Source organism: Symbiobacterium turbinis (genome assembly GCF_055383075.1).
Genome location: NZ_AP042433.1, coordinates 63,148 through 83,422 on the forward strand (window position 1 = coordinate 63,148; position 20,275 = coordinate 83,422).

15 protein-coding genes are annotated in these 20,275 nt (G+C 68.5%); 11 read left to right on the forward strand and 4 right to left on the reverse strand.

Translation table 11 applies throughout. From position 1 onward, the window contains the following. The first annotated feature begins 107 nt into the window (after window positions 1–107). The 6 genes from ACZ45O_RS00275 to ACZ45O_RS00300 all read left to right on the forward strand — a co-directional run bounded on the left by ACZ45O_RS00275 (window position 108) and on the right by ACZ45O_RS00300 (window position 7,245). Window positions 108–1,298 (forward strand): ABC transporter substrate-binding protein, encoded by a 1,191-nt coding sequence (locus ACZ45O_RS00275; RefSeq protein ID WP_464854975.1) that lies wholly within the window; start codon window positions 108–110, stop codon window positions 1,296–1,298. A 79-nt stretch (window positions 1,299–1,377) separates the two neighbouring features. Continuing rightward, a complete protein-coding gene (locus ACZ45O_RS00280) occupies window positions 1,378–2,265 on the forward strand; it encodes a branched-chain amino acid ABC transporter permease (protein ID WP_464854976.1) in 888 nt (295 codons plus the stop codon). A gap of 13 nt (window positions 2,266–2,278) precedes the next feature. After that, window positions 2,279–3,265 carry a branched-chain amino acid ABC transporter permease gene (locus ACZ45O_RS00285; RefSeq protein WP_464854977.1) on the forward strand — a complete coding sequence of 329 codons (987 nt, stop codon included), beginning with the start codon at window positions 2,279–2,281 and terminating at the stop codon, window positions 3,263–3,265. Beyond that, a complete protein-coding gene (locus tag ACZ45O_RS00290; RefSeq protein WP_464854978.1) occupies window positions 3,252–4,022 on the forward strand; it encodes an ABC transporter ATP-binding protein in 771 nt (256 codons plus the stop codon). Before ACZ45O_RS00285 ends, ACZ45O_RS00290 begins: the two co-directional genes overlap by 14 nt. Continuing rightward, a complete protein-coding gene (locus ACZ45O_RS00295) occupies window positions 4,019–4,738 on the forward strand; it encodes an ABC transporter ATP-binding protein (RefSeq protein ID WP_464854979.1) in 720 nt (239 codons plus the stop codon). Before ACZ45O_RS00290 ends, ACZ45O_RS00295 begins: the two co-directional genes overlap by 4 nt. A gap of 188 nt (window positions 4,739–4,926) precedes the next feature. Next, window positions 4,927–7,245: a methyl-accepting chemotaxis protein gene (locus ACZ45O_RS00300; protein ID WP_464854980.1), complete on the forward strand. Its 2,319-nt coding sequence runs from the start codon at window positions 4,927–4,929 to the stop codon at window positions 7,243–7,245. Window positions 7,246–7,251: 6 nt separating this feature from the next. Here ACZ45O_RS00300 and ACZ45O_RS00305 read toward each other — a convergent pair whose 3' ends face one another. Beyond that, window positions 7,252–8,055 carry an HAD family hydrolase gene (locus ACZ45O_RS00305; protein ID WP_464854981.1) on the reverse strand — a complete coding sequence of 268 codons (804 nt, stop codon included), beginning with the start codon at window positions 8,053–8,055 and terminating at the stop codon, window positions 7,252–7,254. A 333-nt stretch (window positions 8,056–8,388) separates the two neighbouring features. On the opposite strand from ACZ45O_RS00305, the gene ACZ45O_RS00310 reads away from it, so the two are divergent. Beyond that, a complete protein-coding gene (locus ACZ45O_RS00310; protein ID WP_464854982.1) occupies window positions 8,389–9,510 on the forward strand; it encodes a M24 family metallopeptidase in 1,122 nt (373 codons plus the stop codon). A gap of 97 nt (window positions 9,511–9,607) precedes the next feature. Continuing rightward, window positions 9,608–9,826, forward strand: a complete 219-nt coding sequence (locus ACZ45O_RS00315; RefSeq protein WP_464854983.1) for a heavy-metal-associated domain-containing protein — start codon at window positions 9,608–9,610, stop codon at window positions 9,824–9,826. A 1,291-nt stretch (window positions 9,827–11,117) separates the two neighbouring features. On the opposite strand, the gene ACZ45O_RS00320 is transcribed toward ACZ45O_RS00315, so the two are convergent. After that, window positions 11,118–11,969 carry a metal-dependent hydrolase gene (locus tag ACZ45O_RS00320; protein WP_464854984.1) on the reverse strand — a complete coding sequence of 284 codons (852 nt, stop codon included), beginning with the start codon at window positions 11,967–11,969 and terminating at the stop codon, window positions 11,118–11,120. A gap of 350 nt (window positions 11,970–12,319) precedes the next feature. Here ACZ45O_RS00320 and ACZ45O_RS00325 point away from each other — a divergent pair, with 350 nt between their 5' ends. After that, window positions 12,320–12,508: an FmdB family zinc ribbon protein gene (locus tag ACZ45O_RS00325; RefSeq protein ID WP_464854985.1), complete on the forward strand. Its 189-nt coding sequence runs from the start codon at window positions 12,320–12,322 to the stop codon at window positions 12,506–12,508. Window positions 12,509–12,586: 78 nt separating this feature from the next. Here the strand turns inward: ACZ45O_RS00325 and ACZ45O_RS00330 are convergent, their stop codons facing one another. After that, complete coding sequence (locus ACZ45O_RS00330; RefSeq protein ID WP_464854986.1) at window positions 12,587–15,814, reverse strand: AfsR/SARP family transcriptional regulator; 3,228 nt, start codon at window positions 15,812–15,814, stop codon at window positions 12,587–12,589. A 193-nt stretch (window positions 15,815–16,007) separates the two neighbouring features. On the opposite strand from ACZ45O_RS00330, the gene megL reads away from it, so the two are divergent. Continuing rightward, the gene (gene megL, locus ACZ45O_RS00335; protein WP_464854987.1) at window positions 16,008–17,216 is read left to right on the forward strand and encodes a methionine gamma-lyase; all 1,209 of its coding nucleotides are present in this window, start codon (window positions 16,008–16,010) and stop codon (window positions 17,214–17,216) included. Window positions 17,217–17,240: 24 nt separating this feature from the next. Next, entirely contained in the window at window positions 17,241–18,650 is a 1,410-nt protein-coding gene (gene aspA, locus ACZ45O_RS00340; protein ID WP_464854988.1) for an aspartate ammonia-lyase, read from the forward strand. A gap of 65 nt (window positions 18,651–18,715) precedes the next feature. Here aspA and ACZ45O_RS00345 read toward each other — a convergent pair whose 3' ends face one another. After that, complete coding sequence (locus ACZ45O_RS00345) at window positions 18,716–20,260, reverse strand: RsmB/NOP family class I SAM-dependent RNA methyltransferase (protein WP_464854989.1); 1,545 nt, start codon at window positions 20,258–20,260, stop codon at window positions 18,716–18,718. Window positions 20,261–20,275 lie beyond the last annotated feature (15 nt).

Consider the following 20,275-nt stretch of genomic DNA (forward strand, 5'->3'; position numbering starts at 1 on the left):
GATTTTGGCTAGAGGAGTTTTTGCTCCCCCAGAGAATATACACTAGCTAATATACGGGGAATCCCGTGACAAGACAGACGAGAGGGGAAACAGAGGAGGGGGTCAGCATGAAGCGCCTACTGGTTGGACTTCTGGCGGTTTCCATGCTTGTGCTCGCGGCTTGCGGGGGCACGCAGGCTCCGGGCAGCTCTTCGGGACCCACGTCGAGTTCGTCGGGCACCGGGTCCGGCTCCGGTGACAAGGTGATCAAGATCGGCCTGATCGCGCCGCTGACGGGCAACGTCAAGACCTTCGGCGAGTCCAGCAAGAAGGGCTTCGACCTCGCGCTGGAGCAGGCCGGGTACAAGGCGGGGGACTGGACCATTGAGGCCGTCTCCGGCGACGACAAGGGTGACTCCACGGAGGGCGTGAACCTCGCCACCCGCATGATCACCCAGGACGGCGTGAAGGCCATCATCGGCTCCGTCACCTCGGGCGTCACCATTCCCGTGGGTCTGGTGGCCAACGAGAACAAGATCCCCATGATCACCGGCACCGCGACCGCCGAGGGCGTGACGGTGCACGAGGACGGCACCCGCAAGGAGTTCGTCTTCCGCGCCTGCTTCATCGACCCGTTCCAGGGCCAGGTGGCGGCCCGGTTCGCTCTGGAGGACCTGGGCGTGAAGACGGCGGCCGTCTTCTACGACAAGGGCAACCCGTACACCGTGGGTCTGGCTGAGGCCTTCCGCGCCGAGTTCGAGGCGGGCGGCGGCCAGATCGTCGCCTGGGAGTCGTACGCCGAGGCCGACACCGACTTCTCCGCGGTGATGACCAACGTCGCAGCCCTGCAGCCCGAGATGCTCTACCTGCCCGACTACTACAACAAGGTCTCGCTGCTGGCCAAGGCGGCCAAGGAGAAGGGCCTCGACGTGCCCATGCTGGGCGGCGACGGTTGGGACTCCGAGGACCTGGATTTCGAGGCGCTGGCGGGCAACTACTTCACCGCCCACTACTCGGCTGACGACCCGAGCCCGGCGGTGCAGAAGTTCGTCCAGGAGTTCGAGGCCAAGTACGGCCACAAGCCCGACTCCTTCGCCGCGCTGACCTACGACGCCACCAACATCTTGCTGGAGGCCATCCGGCAGGCCAACACCGACGACACCGACGCCATCCGGAAGGCCATCCAGGATCTGAGCGGCTTCCAGGCGGTCGGCGGCTCGATCTCCTTCGACGACAAGGGCAACCCGATCAAGGCCGCGACCATCCTGAAGGTCAGCGCCGACAAGTCCTACGAGTTCGTCACGACCGTCAACCCGTAAGCAGCGAATCAGGTTCGTGCCAGGGCCCGGCCGAAGGCGGCCTGGCCCTGGCGCACCGCATTGATAAGGAGGCGGGCCTATGGGCCAGTTGCTAGAACAGGTGGTCAATGGCCTCCAACTCGGATTTGTCTACGCCCTGATCGCGGTGGGCTACACCATGGTCTACGGCATCATCAAGCTGATCAACTTCGCCCACGGAGACGTCATCATGGTGGGCGCCTTTGTCACCTTCTTCGGACTGGTCCGGGGCATTCCCTGGCCCGTCGCCATCCTGATCGGCATGATCGTCTGCGCCGTATTGGGCGTGGTGATCGAGCGTCTGGCCTACCGGCCCCTCCGAGAGAAGGGGGCGCCGCGCATCGCCGCGCTCATCACCGCGATCGGCGTGTCGCTGTTCCTCGAGAACTTTGCCAGCCTGCGCATCGCCTTCGGCCCCGACTTCCGCCAGTTCCCGGCAATGGTCGCCCGCGCGCAGTGGAACATTTTCGGCGTGACCATCAGCAGCATCCAGGTGCTGATCGTAAGCATCACGATCCTCCTGGTGCTCATCCTGCAGGTGGTCGTCTACCGTACGAAGATCGGCAAGGCGATGCGGGCGGTATCCATGGACATGGACGCCGCCCGGCTGATGGGCATCAACGTCAACATGGTGATCGCCTTCACCTTCGCGATCGGCTCGGCCCTGGCGGCGGCAGCCGGCGCCCTGTGGGCGGCTGCCTACCCGCAGATCTGGCCGTACATGGGCATCATGCCCGGCCTGAAGGCCTTCACCGCCGCCGTGCTCGGGGGCATCGGCTCCATTCCCGGCGCACTGCTGGGCGCGGTGCTGATGGGTCAGGCTGAAGTGCTGACCGCGGCCTACCTGACCACCGACTTCAAGGACGCCGTCGCTTTTGCCATGCTGATTCTGGTGCTCTTGATCCGTCCGGCGGGCCTGCTCGGCAAGGCCGGGCCGGAGAAGGTGTAGGGGGGTGGCGACCGTGCGGAGAAACAGCATCATCTCGGCCGGGCTCATCGTCGCCCTCTTCATCGTGCTGTACGTGATGCGGCAGCAGGGCCTCATGTCCGCCTACTGGGCCATGATTCTCGATCTGGCCTTGATCACCACGACGTCCGCCATCGGGCTCAGCCTGATCTATGGCTTCACCGGCCAGTTCTCGCTGGGGCACGCGGCCTTCTACGGCATCGGTGCTTACGTCGCGGCGTTCATCACCAAGTCATACGGCGCCACGACGCTGAACTTCACGCTCGCCCTGCTGGCCGGCGCCCTGGCCGCGGCCGTGGTCGCCTTCCTCGTGGGTCTGCCCATTCTGCGCCTGCGGTCGGACTACCTGGGCATCGCCACGCTCGGCTTCGGCGTGATCGTCAAGGTCTTCTTCGACAACAGCGACAAGCTCTCCAAGCTGCTGGGCGGCTCCATGGGCATGACCGGCATCCCGCGCATCACCACCTTCCCGTGGGTCTTCTGGTCCGCGGTGCTCGTGATCCTGGTCGCCCGCAACCTGGTCAACTCCAGCCACGGGCGCGCCTGCATCACCGTGCGGGAGGACGAGATCGCCGCCGACATCATGGGCATCGACACCACCCGGTTCAAGATGCTGGCGTTCACCCTGGGCTGCGCCATGGCCGGGCTGGCCGGCGGGCTCTACGCCCACCTGTACGCCTTCCTGCACCCCAAGAGCTTCGAGTTTCTGAAGTCGTTCGACGTGCTCCTGATCGTGGTGCTGGGGGGTCTCGGCAGCCTCACCGGAACGGTGGTCGCCGGCATGGGCGTCGTCTTCCTGCAGGAGGCGCTGCGGGACGTGCTGGGCCAGGAGTTCCTGGAGTGGCGAGGCGTGGTCTACGCCCTGCTCTTGATCGTGCTCATGATCCTGCGCCCGCAGGGGCTCATGGGCGGCTGGGAGTTCAGCCTGGACCGGCTGCTGCTGCGCCGGGGGAAGGGAGGGAAGGCCCGTGGCGCTGCTTGAATGCCGTAACGTCTCCCGCCACTTCGGCGGCCTCCGGGCCCTGGTGGATTTTGACCTCGCCCTGGAGAAGGGCGAGCTGGTCGGGCTGATCGGCCCCAACGGCGCCGGAAAGACCACCGTCTTCAACGTGATCACCGGGGTCTTTCCCCCTACGGCCGGCGAGGTGGCGCTGGAGGGCCGGGTGATCAACGACCGGAAGCCCTACCAGATCACCCAGATGGGCATCGCCCGCACCTTCCAGAACATCCGGCTGTTCAAGGAGATGACGGTGCTGGAGAACGTGATGGCCGTCATGCACCCCCGGTGCGGCTACGGCCTGATCGACGCCTTCGTCCGTTCGCCGCGCTTTTCCCACCGTGAGCGGGCCCTGCGGGAGGAGGCCGAGGCCCTGTTGGAGCCGGTCAACTTGGCGGACCGCCGCCACGAGAAAGCCGGATCCCTGCCCTACGGCGCCCAGCGCCGGCTGGAGATCGCCCGGGCCCTGGCGACGCGGCCGAAGGTGCTCCTGCTGGACGAGCCGGCCGCGGGCATGAACCCGTCGGAGGTGGGCCAGCTGGTGGAGCTGATCCGCCAGGTGAAGGAGCAGTTCGACCTGACCGTGCTGCTGATCGAGCACCAGATGGGGCTGGTGATGAACCTCTGCGAGCGGTTGGTGGTCCTGGACTTCGGCCAGATCATCGCCAGAGGCACGCCGGCGGAGATCCAGTCCAACCCGCGGGTGCTCGAGGCCTACCTCGGAAAGGCGGTGGGCGGATGATCCTGCAGGTGGAGGACCTGTACGTCGCATACGGCAACATCGAGGCCCTGCACGGCGTCTCCCTGGAAGTGAACGAGGGGGAGATCGTGACGCTGATCGGCGCCAACGGCGCCGGCAAGTCCACCACGCTCCGGGCGATCTCGGGGCTGAACCGGCCCCGCAGCGGCGCCATCCGGTTCCAGGGCGCCGACATCACCCGCGCACCGGCCCACAAGATCGTGGCGATGGGCATCGGCCACGTGCCCGAGGGGCGCCGGGTCTTCCCGGACATGTCGGTGCGGGAGAACCTGGAACTGGGCGCCTACATCGCGAGCCCGGCCCGCTTCCATCAGAACCTCGCGGAGGTCTTCGAGCGGTTTCCGCGCCTGAAGGAGCGGGAGAACCAGCGGGCCTCGACGCTCTCCGGCGGCGAGCAGCAGATGCTGGCCCTGGGCCGGGCGATGATGCTCCAGCCGAAACTGCTGCTGCTGGACGAGCCCTCGATGGGTCTGGCGCCGCGCCTGGTGCAGGAGATCTTCGAGATTGTCGCGGAGCTGAACCGGCGGGGCACCACCATTCTGCTGGTCGAGCAGAATGCGGCGATGGCGCTCTCCATCGCCCACCGGGCCTACGTGCTGGAGACCGGCAGGGTCGTGCTCTCGGGCCCCGCGGCCGAGCTGCGCTCGCATCCGGCGGTGCGGGAGGCCTACCTGGGCGGTGCTGCCCACGCAGACTGAAAAAAAGCGGGACGGGCCATCGGCCCGTCCCTGTCATACTTCTGCTTGCGACCTTCTGCTTGCAACAAGTAGTAAATTGTTCCTCTATCTGATGATTTTGTAGGCAAAAATAACTATATTTCGCAGAGGAACACCACGCGTTATTGGCGAAGCTTACCCGAAATTCAGTGGAAAGGAGTGAATACACGATGTACTCCCGTCGCATTGGCGGCTTGTCGATCGCCGTGCGGATCATCCTGATCACGCTGCTAGCGGTCGCCGTGCCGGCCGTCGGCCTGGTGGCGACCAGCGCGTATCTGAACCACGCCGTCAGCCGGGACATCGAGCGGCAGGCGGACACCGCCTTGCAGCTGGCGATGCAGGTGCACCAATCGGTTATCGAGGGCCGGCTGGAGGCGTTGTTTGCCTCGGCCTCCACGCTTTCCGCCAACGACGCCCTCGTCCTCGCAGCGGCCGGCGGCGAGGCCGACCTGAGGGCCCTCGACCGGATGGGCCAGTCGATGCGGGGGCACGCGGATGTTTTCCTGGTGCTGGATCAGCAGGGGCGCGTTCGTTACCGCTACGGTGGCTCCGGCGGCGACCGCATCAGCTTCGGGGGGCTGGTCGACGCGGTGCTGGCGCAGCAGCGCGTCCTCTCGTCGCCGGTACGGGTTGCAGGGACCGACCTGACCCTGGAGCGCGCCGAGGTGCGCCAGCAGGTCCTGATCGATGTTCAGGAGACCCCGAATGCCACGCACGAGCTGGCGGACAGCCAGCTCAGCGACGCGCTGGCCCTGGCCGCCGCGGCGCCCCTGCGCAGCGCTGAAGGCCGGGTGGTGGGCGCCGTGCTGGTGGCGGACATCCTGAACAACGACCCGGCGATTGTGGACGAGGTCCAGCGGCGTTCGCCGGACGGCACGCCCCTCACGGCGACCATCGCGCTGGACGGCATACGCATCACTACCAACGTGCGCCGCCCCGACTCTGTGGAGCGGGCCGTGGGCACCATCTACTCCGATGCCGTGATGGAGCGCATTCGCAACGGCGAGCCTTACCAGGGCCGGGCGATCGTGGTGAATGAGTGGCAGAAGACCATCTACACGCCGATGACGGACCTGAACGGCCAGGTCATCGCCGCGCCTTACGTGGGCATCCCCGAGTCGCACTTCGAGCAGGTGGCGGGCGCGTTCCGCATCGCCACCACCGCCGGCATCGCCCTCGGCATCGCCGGTCTCCTGCTCGGCGCCCTGCTGCCCTGGCTGCTGGCGCGGCGCGGGGTCAGCCGGCCGCTGCTCAGCTTCGCCGCGGCCCTGGACGCCGGCGATCTCAACACCACCTTCACGGCGCCGTCGCGGGATGAGGTCGGGCAGATGGCTGAGAGCCTGAACGGCCTTCTCGAGCGGGTCCGTCAGGCCACCTTCCGGGTCAGCGGGGCGGCCCGCGATGTGGCCCGCCTCAGCGCTTCCCTGGCGGCTTCGGCCGACCAGACGGCGGCCCTGGCGGAAGCCGTGGCCGAGCGCACTGAGAGCGGCGCCGCCATCGCCACCGAGGTGAAGGAGCAGTCGGCCCAGGTGGCGGAGGGCATGGGCGACCTGGCCCGGGCGGCGGAGGGAATCGCCCGCGGCGCGGAGGAGCAGGCTACCCATATCGACCGGGTGACGGTCATGGTGAGCCAGATCGACGAGAGCCAGGGCGAGAGCCTGGCGCAGGGCGATGCGGCGCGCCGGGCGGCCGAGCGCACGTTCCAGCTGGTGCGGGAGGGCGACGAGGCCCTGCGAGCCACCCTGGAGGGCGTGCAGCGCATCGCCGAGAACGCCGACCGCTCCGTCGCCCTGGTCGAGCGGCTGGGCGAGCACTCCCGGTCGATCAGCGACATCTCCTCGGCCATCTCCGAGATCGCGGAGCAGACCAACCTGCTGGCCCTGAACGCGGCGATCGAAGCCGCCCGGGCGGGCGAACAGGGGCGGGGCTTTGCGGTCGTCGCCGAGGAGGTGCGGCGGCTGGCGGAGCGCTCCAGCCAGGCGACCCAGGAGATCGGTCAGCTGATCAGCACGACCCTGAGCCTCATCGACCAGACGGTGGCGGCCATGCGAGAGGCCCGGGCGCTCGCCCAGGAGGGCGTGGAGTCGGGCAGCCAGGCCCGGGAGCGGCTTGACCAGATTCTGGCGGCCAGCCAGACCGCGGCCTCGGCGGTGGACCAGATCGTCCGGGAGGCCATCGAGGCCAACGCCGAGCGGGTGCGCGACATCGCCGGCGCCATGCAGAACGTGGCCGCGGTGGTGGAGGAGAACACGGCGTCCTCCGAGGAGATGGCCGCCGCTGCCGAGCGGGCCCTCGAATCGGTGGAGACCATCTCGGGCGGCATCGGTGAGGTCTCGGCGATGGTGGCGGAGATCCGGGACCAGATGGGCCAGGTGGCCCACGCCCAGGCCGAGTTGCGCAACCTGGCCGTGCGGCTCCAGGAGGTTTCCGGCGATCTGGCCGAGACCATCGCGGCCCTGGGCGCGGATGCCGTGCCCCTGCAGTAGGCCCGCCTAGTTGGCCAGGAAGCTCTCGATGAACTCACTCACGCCGTCCTCGTCGTGGTGGGCAAAAACCCGCGGCACCGCGGCCAGCACCGCCTTATGGGCATTGGCGACGGTCGCGCCGAGGCCGGCCCAGGTGATCATGGACAGGTCGTTGCGCCCGTTGCCGATGGCCGCCACCTGCGTGCGGTCGATGCCCAGGCGGGCGGCCAGGGCCCGGATGGTCTCGCCCTTCGTGGCGCCCGGCGCGGTGAGTTCGACCAGCGTGGGCTCCGAGCCGGTCACCTCAAGCCGGCCCGGCCACCGCTTGCGCACCTCCGCCTCCAGCGCGGGCGTCACGGTCTCGTCGGCCATGAGCACGATCTTGGCGGGGGCTTCCTTCACCGCTGCAGCCAGCACCGGCTCATGGCGGCACTGGGCGCCCAGCCTGCGCATGAAGGCGCGCGTCCGCTCCGTCAACTGGTTGACCAGGGCGATTTCGGTGAAGTAGACCCTCGCCGAAACGCCCTGGTCGTCGATCCACGCGAGCACCTCGCGCGCCAGGGCCAGGTCGATGGTCCGTGAGAGGAGCGGCTTCTCTTCGCCGGGTGCGAAGAGCTGCGCACCGTTGCTGGGAATCAACCAGATCGGCCTGCCCGGCCAGTACGCGAGGTAGGGCGTCGCCGCCGGGTAGAAGCGGCCCGTGGCCAGGACCACGGTGATGCCGCGGTCCAGGCAGGCCGCCACTGCCGCCTGGTTGCGGGGCGAGATGGTGAGGTCCGACCGGAGCAAGGTGCCGTCCATGTCCAGGGCCAGCATGCGAATATCTGTCATCATGTATGCCTCCTCACAAAGACCAGTCTATCTGTCGGGTCTGCCGGGGGTCAACCGGTGGGCCCGTTGGGGCGGACGGGTCCGCTGGGCCTGTGCGGAAGGAGGCGGGCCCGGCCGGGCAGAAGCAAGTTGAGGATGTAGCGGTTGCGCGTGCATGGCGCGGCAGAGGCGCAGTGGCTGCGTATGTGAGGCGCAGCGGTTCCGCATACGTGGCGCCGCGGTGGTGCATGTGTGACGCATGCGTGGCGCAGTGGCTGCGCATGTGAGGCGCAGTAGTGGTGCATGCGTGGCGCAGCGGTTGCGTATGTGATGCTCAGCAAGGAGGCGGCGTGCGTGAACGAGAGGAGATCCCAGCGGTTCACCGCGGTGCGGCAGGCCCTGCGGCAGCAGGGGATGGCGGCCGGCGTGGTGACCGCGCCGGTCAGCATGCGCTACCTGACGGGCTGGTCCAACCCCAGCAAGCGGTTCGCCGGGCTGGTGATTCCGGCCGACGGTGATCCGACGCTTCTCCTGCCCGCCCTGGAGGTGGAGGAGGCGCGTTCCGCCTCTTCCATCCGGCTGGTTGCGTGGCACGACGGCGAGGACCCCTTCGTCGCGCTGGCAGGGCTCCTGCGCGCGGCCGGGGCCGACAGCGGCCGCATTTCATTGGAGGAAGCCGATCTGCCTGTGGGCCAGCTGCGGCTCATGGCAGGCGCGCTGGGGCTGAAGCCCGCCGCCCTGATCGATGCAGCGGCCGACCTGACCCCCGTGCTCTCGGCCATGCGGGAGTGCAAGGACGAGGACGAGGTCGCCCTGATCCGGCAGGCCGCCGACATGCTGAACCCGGCCCTGGATGCCGCCCTGGCGTCGATCCGCCCGGGCGTGACCGAGCGGGACATCGCCCGCGTCCTGGAGGAGGCCATGCTGGCGGCCGGGGCCGACGGGGTCGCCTTCGAGACGCACGTGCTGTTCGGGCCTGCATCTGCCCTGCCCCACGGCTCCACCGGCGGGCGTGTCCTCGAGCGGGGCCAGGTGGTGCTCATGGACTTCGGCGCGCAGTACCGGGGCTACCGCTCCGATATCACCCGCACTGTTTGCTGCGGGCCGTGGCCGGACGAACTGGCCCGAGTTTACGAGGTGGTGCTTGCGGCCAACCTCGCGGCGATCGCCGCCGTGAAGCCCGGGGTTGCTCTAGACGAGGTTGACCGGGCCGCCCGGCGGGTGATCGAGGAGGCCGGATACGGCGAGTACTTCATCCACCGCACCGGCCACGGCCTGGGGCTGGAGATCCACGAGGAGCCCTACGTGGTGGCCGGCAATGGGAAAGTGCTGCGCCCCGGCCACGTGATCACCATCGAGCCCGGCGTCTACCTGCCCGGCGTGGGCGGTGTGCGCATCGAAGACGATGTGGTGGTCACCGAAACCGGCTGCAGCGTGCTGACCAGCTGGACGAAGGAACGGCTGTCGGTGGGGTAGTCTGACGGGCCTTCCGCGCTCTGGAAAGGGGTTGACGAGCGCGGCGTTTCGGGTTTAGGATGGTTTCAGAACCCGTACCCCGTAGGGGTACACTCATGTGCAGAGGGAGCGTGTGAAGCGGATGACCACGGTCAAGATCGCCGGAATGAGCTGCGGCCACTGCGTGATGGGCGTGAAGAAGGCCCTCTCGTCCATCCCGGGCATCGAGAACCTGGAGGTTGAGATCGGCGAGGCCCGGTTTGAGGGCAACGCGGACATCGAAGCGGTGAAGCGCGCGATCGAGGAAGAGGGTTACGAGGTCGTGGAGGTCGCCTGACCGGCGGCCTGCGAACCGAATCGAAAGACGGCCGGGCCCGGTGGTATAACCACCGGGCCCTCAAGCGTTGTCGGCGGTTGCCGGCCGGGGGTCCGAGGTTCGGCGCCGTTTCACTTCCGCTTCGCTGCCCAGGTCGAAAACTTACGGTTCCAAGTAGGCGGAGTATCCGCGATTGGTCCACCCCCCGTCCCGTGGGTGCGTTACGTCAACCTGCGAGCCGACTTATGTCACCACGACTGCACTCGGCGGCGGGCTCTGGGGCCACGGTCGTCCGTGAGCGCCTTGACTCTGTCTCCGCCATCTCGGAACCGTCGCTTTTTCACTTCCGCCCCCGGACCCGAAGTCGAAAACTTACGGTTCCCAGTCGGGGGAGTACCCGGGATCGGTTCGATCCCCGCCCCGTGGCGCGTCAGGTCAACCTGGTAGCCGACTTATGTCACCTAGACCATGCTCGTCGGCGGGGCTCTGGGGCCACGGTCGGCAGTGCGAGCCTTTGACCCCGTTTCCGCCATCTTGGAACCGTAGCTTTTTGACTTCCGTCCCCGGGACCCAAGTCGAAAACTTGCGGTTCACAGCCTGAGGACCGTCGGGAATCCCTGAGGCACGCCAGGCCGCAGCGTTACGTCAACCTGCGAGCCGACTTATGTCACCGCGACTGCACTCGGCGGCCGGGCTCAGCGGCCACGGTCGGCAGTGCGAGCCTTTGACCCCGTTTCCGCCAGGTCGCAACCGCAGCCTTTTCACTTCCGCCTCAGGTCGCAAGTCGAAAACTGACGGTTCCCAGTCTGGGGAGTACCGGCGAGCGGTCCAATCGCCGCCCCGTAGGCGCGTTACGTCAACCTACGAGCCGCTCTATGTCACCCAGACCGTGTTCGGCGGCAATACCCTGGCGCCACGGACAGCCGTGTGAGCTCTTGACCCCGTCTCCGCCAGGTCGCAACCGCAGCTTATTCACTTCAGCCTCCGGCTGCAAGTCGAAAACATGCGGTTCCGACTCGGGGGAACAACGGGAGTCCCGCAGGATCCCGCCAGGTTGCCGCGTTATGTCAATCTACGACCCGGCTCGTTCACCAGGACCACGCATGAATGCGGCGCTCGTGCCCCCCGGGGCGGCCACGCCGCACCCGAGCCCGATCGCAGGCCTCGTAGACCCGCAACTTTTCCACCTTCACCCGTGCCGCCGAGTCGAACCCGTGCGGTGCCGGCCACCCAGCATGCGAACACACCAGACGCGCTGTCTCCGCAAAAGCTGAGGCCCGGTGGAGTGACCACCGGGCCTCAGCGCATTTCCTCAAGCCTCCACATGAACCGGCACCCGCAGCGGCCGGAAATCGGCCCGAAGGCGGCGCAGCGCGTCAATCCAGACCACCTCGCCCTCCTGCACCAGGGCCACGGGGTACTCGGCCTCCCGCAGGAACTGGCTCACCCGCGGGTCTTCCAGCGACGCCGCGATCCTCGGATCATCGCGCTTGAAGAAAGTCTCCAGCACCACGCGGCGGCCGCGGCGCCACCGGCCGAACTCCACGGTGTGCGGGGTCTCTGCCACGTAGCGCCAGCTGCTGAACCAGGGCACCACCCGCGCCCGCAGGCTGCCTGCGCGCAGCAGCCCGTGCAGGAGCCGCCGCGCCGTCAGGTGCCGCTTGGCCACGTAGAGCCACATGGCCGCGAACGAGGCGCCCACCCACCGGGCCGGCAGCACGCCGGCTTCCGCACCGACCGCAGGCACGCCCAGCAGCAGCAGGATCCAGGGGTCCGTGATGTGCAGAATGCCCAGCTCCACGGTGCGCGGGCTGAGCGGCCAGAAGGGACGGGCGCCGAACAGGTTGAGGCAGTCCACCGCCAGGTGGGCCAGGGCCCCCAGCAGGGTCCAGACAAACAAGGGAGCGAGGGCCGTCCCGGGAAAGGCGGCCCGGAGCACAAACGCTGAGGCCGCGGACAGCGCCGCTGCGCCGAACAGGGTGTGGGTGTAGGTGCGGTGCAGCTGAATGCCGCGCCGCAGGAGGAGGCTCAGGGGCACATCCACGTCTGGCAGGGAGTTGCCCAGGAACGCGGCCCAGTAAACGGCAGGGCCGGCTTCCGGCGACACCGCCGCAGCCAGCGCACCCATGGCATGCCCCATCAGGACATGGGTAACCGAGTCCACGGACAACACTCCGATCGTGATGATAGATCATTTCAATTGTAAGAGGGGGCAGCCTGGCCGCGCCATGATCAATTCCTGGGTGTCGCGGCGGCTGGGCGCCGCAGGGCGGGGCTTGACAGCGTTGGGCCTGCACGGTATCTTAATACCGTACCGGGTATGGAGTAAGCGAAGGGTGGGAAGCCGGTGGATCGGCGTGACCAGACCTGCACCAGCGGAACCTGAGGCGCGCCCAGGAAGGGCAGGCGTGGCCTGCCGCCGGTGTGACCCGGGGTTATCGTGTGGCTCCTGGTAGGAGCCCTGTGGCTGTTGCAGTCGTTCTTCCAGAGATGATTCGAGAGAGGTGAAGACGGGTGCCGTTTTATCGCTTTGAATGCGAGAAGTGCGGTCACCGGTTCGAGGAGCTGGTGTCTTACAGCAAGCGCAGCGAGGTGACCTGTCCGACCTGCTCGGGCAGCACTCGGGTGCTGGTCTCCGCCCCTGCTGCGCAGGTGAGTGGCTCCGGGTCTTCGACCTCCGCCCCCGTGCCGCGCTTCACCTGAGCAGGCTGCTAACATATCGGGCCGTGCGCCCGATCTCGGAAACAGCGAGGCCCCTGGCAAACGGCCAGGGGCCTCGACTTATTCCACGCCGCCCTCGCTGGCGACGGCGAGCCTCAGCAGCGACTCGGTGACCGGCGATGGTGCGACGCCCAGGTGAGCTGCCAGGGCCGTCTTGCAGGCCCTGTACTGATGGCGCACCCTGTCGGTCTGGCCAGCTCCGAGATAGATGCGCATCAGGGCCTGATGGGTGGGCTCGTGGTACTCCTCGATGGCGAGCCGGCGCTGGAAGATCTGAATCGCCTTTTCGGGAGAGGCCGCGTTGAGCCAGTAATAGTAGCCGAGCCAGTCCAGCGCCTCTGTGCAGCGTTGCCGCCAGAGGTCGCGCAGGTCGCCGAGCGCGTACGGGTCATCGGCCAGCAAGTCGCCCTTGTAGAGCCGGCACGCCTCCTCCAGAAGGCGCGCGGCCTCCTCCAGGCGGCCCGCGGCGCGGGCGGCATCCGCCTGCTGCAGCGCCGTGCGGAACCGGTCAAGATCCACCGATACTTCCGGCTGCCGGCTGAACCAGATCAGGCCGCCCTCCGCCTGGATGTAGCGTGACCGGACCCTGCCGCCCAGATGCGGCTCCAGCAACCGGCGCAGGTGGTGGAGGGAGACCCGCAGCGACGTGTCGGCGGCGCTGGGGCTCAGGTCGGGCCAGAGCCGCTCGATGATCTGCTCCCGCGGCAGCGGGCCGTCGTGCGCAAGCAGGAGGGCCAGGAGCTCACCGCTCTTGCGCCGCTTCAGCGCCCGCACGTCCACGGGGGTGTCGCCGAGTTTGACGGCCAGGTGGCCGAGCAGCTGGATGGTCACCGGCGTCGGCCCCGAGGCCAGCACAGCCACCCGCTGGCGCTGCTCCGCGGTCAGCAGTGCGCCGAGCGCGGCCCTTCCGGCCTCGTCAGGCAGGGCCTGCCACGCGGCCGGAAGGGCGCGCAGCTCGCTGCCTGACAGCGCGATCCCCTGCTGCCGGACCGCCGGAGGGAGTTCCTCGGCCATGCGCCGGATCAGGTTCAGACAGTAATCCGGCTCTACCTCGTACGCCAGGCCGTAGATGACCACGGCGAGGGCCAGGTGCCACTCGTGGAGCACGAAGAAGTCGGCCCCGCGCCGCCGGCACTCGACCAGCCCCTGCTGCAGGGTCTGCACGGCCTCCGGCCGCGACTCGGAGCGGCTGATGCGAAACCGGGCCACCGCAAGGCTGAGCGTGAGGAGCACTCGCTCCAGGGCCGTGGCCTGCCCTTCGGGCGAGGCCAGGCCTTGCTCCGCAACCTGCGCGGCGGCGTGTGCGTCGCTTGTGGAGAACAGGTGGAGCAGGACCGCCTCGAGGCGGGCGGGGACGCGCGTGTGCCCGTGATCAAAGCCGGCGGCCACCTGCAGCGCCTCGTCGACGAAAGGCGCGGCCACCGACGCCTGGCCCGCCAGCCGGTAGAGCGACGCCAGCGCAACGGTGAGCCACGCGCGGAGGTGCGGAAGGTCGAGCTCCTCCACCAGCGCGTTTGCGGTGGGCGCCAGCGCCGCCGCCTCCGCGAACTCACCCAGGCGTATGTGGGCGTAGAGCAGGCAGAGGAGGGCGTACGCCCTACGCATCGCCCGCCGGGACGCCGTGGCGAGTGGCCGGCTGAGGCGGCACGCGTCGCGGAACCGGCCCACCTCGATGTACGCCCAGGCCAGGTTCAGACCCGTCTCGTGTTCCGGCAGGCCGGCGGAGCGCAGCGCGTGGGTCGAGCGCTCCAGCAGCCTGAGGCCGCTGCGGTAGTCGCCCCGGCGAACCCGCACGAGCCCCAGCATATCCGAAACCTCGGCCTCGCCGATGAGGTCGCCGGCTTCCACGTAGAGCGCGAGTGCCCGGCGCAACTCCGCCTCGACACCCTCGGAGCCCGTCCCGGCTATGAAGGCCAGCCCCGCACGCTTCAGGGCCAGGAGGGCGGCATCGTGCCGGAACCGGGGCACCAGGGTCTCGGCTGCTCGGTTCAGCTGCGCCTCGCTTTCGTCGAAGTCCTGGACCAGAAAATGCGCGTCGCTCAGCAGAACCCTGGCATAGAAGACGCCGCGCAGATCTCCGGCACGGTGGAAAGCCTGCAGGGCCAGCCGGCCCATGCCCAGCGCCCGTTCGGCCTGGCCGGTGCTCATCAGGTAGCGGGCTTCGCACAGGGCCAACCAGGGATACTGGGCCTTCTGCGACGGCGGCAGCTGCTGGACCACACGGCTCAGCCGGCCGGGCTCGGGGTCTGTGAGCCAGCCCGGCACCAGGCACTGCCGGCTCAGCCGGTTCAGGACCTCTGCCCCCCGTGCCCGCAGGTGCTCCAGCAGGAAGCGTTGAAGTAATGGGTGGTAGCGGTACGCCCCCGGAGCCACCGGGAGGAGAAGCCGGCAGACCCGGGTCAGCTGGTTCAGCATCTGCTCGCCGTCTTGCCGGCCCAGAATGGCCTCGCACGCCGCGGGCGTCACCACGTCGAGGATGGCGCTCTCCTCCATGAACGACCGGAAGCGCGGCTCGAGGCCGGCCACCACCTCGTCGGTGAGGTAGGCGATCAGGTCCTGCGGCAGGGGCGTGGCCAGGTCATCTGCAGTGGGGATGGCAGACAGCCCCCCGGCCCGGAGGGCGGCGGTGGCGAGCAGGACCAGGGCCGCGGGCCAGCCCTCGGTCAGCTGTTCCACCCGGTCCAGCACCTCGGCGGAAGGCGGCTCACCCGTGAGCGCGGCCAGCCATGCGGCGGCCTCTTCCCGGGAGAAGCGGAGATCTGGTTCGGCCACCTCCAGGGCGGCCTGGCTCACCTTCAGCCGGGCGGTCGGAAAGGGCAGGGCGCTGCGCGAGCAGATGAAGAAGTGCGTCCGCCTGCCTGCAGCCTCCACCAGCCGGCCGATCAGTTCGGCGAGCGGTGAGTTCCGGGGAACCCGGCCGAGGTCGTCGAGTACGATCAGATGGTCGCCGGCGATGGCGTTCAGGTCGGAGAGCAGGAGGGGGAGAGGGTCGTCGGGGAGCCGGCCGCCGTCGAGGGCGCGCAGGAGCGAAGCCCCGCCGCCCAGTTCCCGGGCGGTTCCCCGGGCCAGCCGGTGGAGGAACTGGCGCCATCCCATCTCGGCGGGCCTTTCCAGCCAGAGGGCGGGGATCTCTGTCTCCCGCACAAACTCCGCGAGCGCAGTCGTCTTGCCGTACCCCGGGGCGGCCAGGAGCACCGTCAGGCGCCGGGAGAGCCCCTCGCGCAGCAGGGCGGTGAGCCGCGGCCGCGGCAGCCTGATGCGGGCGGTCCGTAGCTCTTGAGTCTTCACGTCGACCCCCCTCGCAATCCGGGATGACGAACACCAGGTGTCCGCGAGCACGTCCGCGGTAATCTATCACAAAAATATTATAGTCAGATTATCGCCGTCTGAGCATATCCGGAAGCACACCGTCTGGCCCTGCTCACCGCCTCGCCGCCTTGGCATAGGCATATAAGAACGGTTCGAACGGAGGTGCTCCCCGATGGAAGAGATCCGGCAGCGAAGCCTGGCGACGCGCTGCATCCACGCCGGACAGCGTCCCGATCCGGTCACGGGTTCCATCGCGCCCCCCATCTATCAGACCTCCACCTTTGCCTTTGCCAGTCTCGAGCAGGGAGCTGCGCGGTTCGCCGGTGCGGAAACCGGGTACATCTACACCCGGCTGGGCAACCCGACGCAGGCGGCCCTGGAGGAGAAGATCGCCGACCTGGAGGGCGGAGAGGCCGCCGTGGCGTTCGGTTCCGGCATGGCGGCGATTGCGGGTGTGGTGACGGCGCTGGTAGGCGCCGGCGACCACATCCTTTTCGGGAGTCCGATCTACGGCTGCACGTACGACCTCCTGATGGACGTGATGCGCCGCTTCGGGGTGGAGGCCACGCCGGTGGACGCCGCCCGCCCCGAGCAGGTCGAGCGGGCCATCCGCCCGAACACCCGGCTCCTGCTGTTCGAGACGCCGTCCAACCCGACCCTGCGGCTGGCCGACATCCGGGCCCTGGCCGACCTGGCCCACCGGCACCAGATCACCGTCGTGGTCGACAACACCATCATGTCTCCCTACCTGCAGCGGCCGCTGGAGCACGGCGCGGATATCGTGGTGCACAGTGCCACCAAGTACATCGGCGGCCACGGCGATGTGGTGGCGGGGCTGGCCGTGGGCCCGGCCGAGATCATGGCGCGGGTGCGCAGCACCACCCTGAAGAACTTCGGCGGCATCATCTCGCCGTTCGATGCGTGGCTGCTCCTGCGAGGGCTGAAGACGCTTGCCGTGCGCATGGAGCGGCACAGCGAGAACGCGCTGCGGGTAGCCCGTTATCTCGAGCAGCACCCCTTAGTGATGAGGGTCTACTATCCCGGCCTGGAGTCCTCACCCCAGTACGAACTGGCCAGGCGACAGATGGACGGATTTGGGGGTCTGCTCTCTTTCGAACTATTGGGAGGCATTGAGGCAGGACGGACGCTGCTGAGCGCCGTACAACTGTGTACAGTGGCCGTCTCTTTGGGCGACACCGACACCCTGATCCAGCATCCCGCTTCCATGACCCACGCTGTGGTGCCGGCTGAGGCCCGCGCGGCAGCAAGGATCAGCGACGGCTTGGTAAGACTATCTGTGGGGCTGGAGGCTGCCGACGATATCATCGCCGACCTGGACCAGGCGCTCGCTGCGGTTGGACGGTCGCAGAGAATCGGTTGATACCACAACGAGGAGGTTGGCAAGATGCAGCAAACCCGTATCGAACGAGATCTGCTCGGAGAGAAACAAGTTCCGGCCGATGCCTATTATGGCATCCAGACCACCCGTGCCCTGGAGAACTTCCGCATCACCGGCCTGAAGCTGCACCCCGCCCTGGTTACGGGGCTGGCCCAGGTGAAGAAGGCCGCGGCGCAGGCGAACCACCAGTTGGGATATCTGCCGGCGAACGTCACAGACGCCATCGTGCAGGCGTGTGACGAGATCATCGCCGGCCAGCTGGCCGATCAGTTCCCTGTCGACCCGGTCCAGGGCGGCGCCGGAACCTCAGCCAACATGAATGCCAACGAGGTCATTGCCAACCGCGCCATCGAGCTCATGGGCGGCCAGAAGGGCGACTACAGCCTGGTCTCGCCCAACGACCACGTAAACTTCGCCCAGTCCACCAACGACGCCTTCCCGACTGCCCTGCGGCTGGCGATCATGGAGCGCGTGGACGTGCTGCTGGAGAGCCTGCGCGGGCTGGAGGAGGCCCTGCATGCGAAGGCGGTCGAGTTCGACGACGTGGTGAAGATGGGCCGCACGCACCTGCAGGATGCCGTGCCCATCCGGCTCGGACAGGAGTTCGAGGCCTGGCATACGGCGGTGCGGCGCGGGCGCCGGCGCATCGAGCAGGCCATGGAGGGTCTGTACGAGATCAACATGGGCGCGACCGCGGTGGGCACCGGCCTGAACGCCGACCCGGCCTACCCGCCGCTGGTCATCAAGCTGCTGAGCGAGAACACCGGCCGCGATCTGCGGGCGCCCGAAAATCTGGTGGACGCCACCCATAGCCTCGACCCGTTCGTCAGCCTGAGCGGCAGCCTGAAGGCTCTGGCGGTCACCCTCTCCAAGATCGCCAACGACCTCCGGCTCATGGCCTCGGGCCCCCGCTGCGGCCTGTACGAGATCCAGCTGCCCGAGATGCAGCCCGGCTCCTCCATCATGCCCGGCAAGGTGAACCCGGTCATGGCCGAGGTGCTCAACCAGACCTGCTTCCTGGTGATGGGCCTCGACCTCACGGTCACCCTGGCTGCCGAGGCCGGCCAGCTCGAGCTGAACGTGATGGAGCCGGTGATGGGCCATGCGCTCTTCACCAGCATCGATTCGCTGGCCAACGTCATCCGGCTGTTCACCGAGCGGTGCATCACCGGGATCAAGGCCAACCGCGAGCGCTGCGAGGAGATGGTCAGCAACTCCGTCGGCCTCGTGACCGCGATCAACCCCATCGTCGGGTACAAGAACGCCTCGGCGGTCGCACGCGAGGCCATCCTCACCGGTCGCCCGGTGCGCGAGATCGTGCTGGAGAAGGGGCTGCTGACGGAGGAGGAGATCGACGAGATCCTCTCGCCGAAGGCGCTGACCAGCATGGGCATCGCGAAGCGGAAGCAGGGCTAGTGAAGCCGCCTGTCTGAGAGCAACATAACGAGAGACCGTCGGGCCTGTGTTCAGCCCGACGGTCTTCACGTTTCGGAGTCAAGCGGAGCCCCGGCGCCCGAGAGCCACCGCAGCCCCTTAGGGTAGTGGTTCTTCAGGATTCCGCCGGACGCCTTGGCCCATCCCAGGGGAAAGCCCTCCACCGTGACGAGCGTCCAGCCGGATTCCCCGTCAGCCGGCAGGGTTTCTCCCCGGAGGTAGGCCAGCACGGCCGGGGAGTCCGCGGCCAGATCGCGCACCTGCCGGACGTGCTCGGGCCGCAGCGCCAGGGCCAGGGCGTGGGCCGGTTCGAACCGACCCTTGCGCGCACGCCCAAGCTGAAGGCCGGCGCGCGCCACGCGCAGCCCGATCAGCACGCTGCTGTCGTCGGGGGGAGCGAAGAGCCACTCTCCGTGCTGGCGCACCGCCGGCTCGGGCGGCAGCGCAGCCTGTGCGCCCGGGGCCAGCGCTTCGCGGCAGAAGGCACGGAAGGCGGCCAGGGCCTCCCGCGAAGGCTGCGGCCAGTCCGCATCTTCAGACGGGTGCCTTGCGGCTCCGTGGGCCTGGGGCCTCGCCGGTTGGCGCGCCTGGGGCCCTGCCGGTTCGTGCGCCGGAGGCGACGCAGGCCCTGAGGCTTTCTCCAACACCGCCACGAAGTGGCCCTCGCCCCGCACCCTGTGGGGCCAGAGCCGCCCGGCCAGCCCGATTCCCAGGGCGGCCGCGCGCGGCGGATCGCTCGTCCACTCCGGGCGCCCGGGCGCCAGCCCGGGAAGGGGGGGCAGGGGAACCAGCCGGAGATCGGGCTGGCAGGTGAGGAGGCGGAGGAGGACCTCCTCGTTCTCCTCCGGCGCGAAGGTGCAGGTGGAGTAGACCAGCCGCCCGCCGGGGCGGAGCATGGCGGCGGCGTGGGTCAGAATCTCCCCCTGCACGCGGGCGCAGGCGAGGGGAGCATCGGGCCGCCAGTGGCTCCGGGCCTCGGGCAGCTTGCGGAACATGCCCTCGCCGGAACAGGGGGCGTCCACCAGGATCCGGTCGAAGAACGCGGGCAGCCGGGCGGCCAGCCTCTCCGGCCGCTCGTTCAGCACCACGGCGCAGGTGGTGCCCATGCGCTCGATGTTCTCCACCAGGGCGCGCGCCCGGCCGGGATGGACCTCATTCGCCACCAGGAGCCCGCGGTTGGCCATGTGCGCTGCGAGCTGGGTCGCCTTACCGCCCGGGGCCGCGGCCAGATCCAGCACCCGCTCGCCGGGCCGGGCCCCGAGCAGCGGCGCGACGGCCATCGCGCTGGGCTCCTGCACATAATATAGGCCCGCGGCGTGGTAGGGATGGCTCCCGGGACGCAGCGACTCCGTATAGTAAAGGCCGTTCGGGTTCCAGGGGACCGGGTCGGCGGTGATCTCCAGGCGGGCCGCCAGCGCCTCCGGTGTGACCTTGAGGCGGTTGACCCGCAGACCTCTGGCCTGCGGCGCCTCGTACGCGGCCAGGAACGCCGGGAACTCGTCCTGCAGCAGGTCGGCCATGCGTGCGATGAACGCTTGGGGGAGCGCGTGACCCTCCAGGTGATTCACCCCCTTGCCAGGCGATTCGGACAACCATATAATAACAGC

Coding starts and splice junctions, on each gene's coding strand:
- ACZ45O_RS00275 (WP_464854975.1), top strand. CDS start 108: ATGAAGCGCCTACTGGTTGGACTTCTGGCGGTTTCCATGCTTGTGCTC.
- ACZ45O_RS00280 (WP_464854976.1), top strand. CDS start 1,378: ATGGGCCAGTTGCTAGAACAGGTGGTCAATGGCCTCCAACTCGGATTT.
- ACZ45O_RS00295 (WP_464854979.1), top strand. CDS start 4,019: ATGATCCTGCAGGTGGAGGACCTGTACGTCGCATACGGCAACATCGAG.
- ACZ45O_RS00300 (WP_464854980.1), top strand. CDS start 4,927: ATGTACTCCCGTCGCATTGGCGGCTTGTCGATCGCCGTGCGGATCATC.
- ACZ45O_RS00305 (WP_464854981.1), bottom strand. CDS start 8,055: ATGACAGATATTCGCATGCTGGCCCTGGACATGGACGGCACCTTGCTC.
- megL (WP_464854987.1), top strand. CDS start 16,008: ATGGAAGAGATCCGGCAGCGAAGCCTGGCGACGCGCTGCATCCACGCC.
- aspA (WP_464854988.1), top strand. CDS start 17,241: ATGCAGCAAACCCGTATCGAACGAGATCTGCTCGGAGAGAAACAAGTT.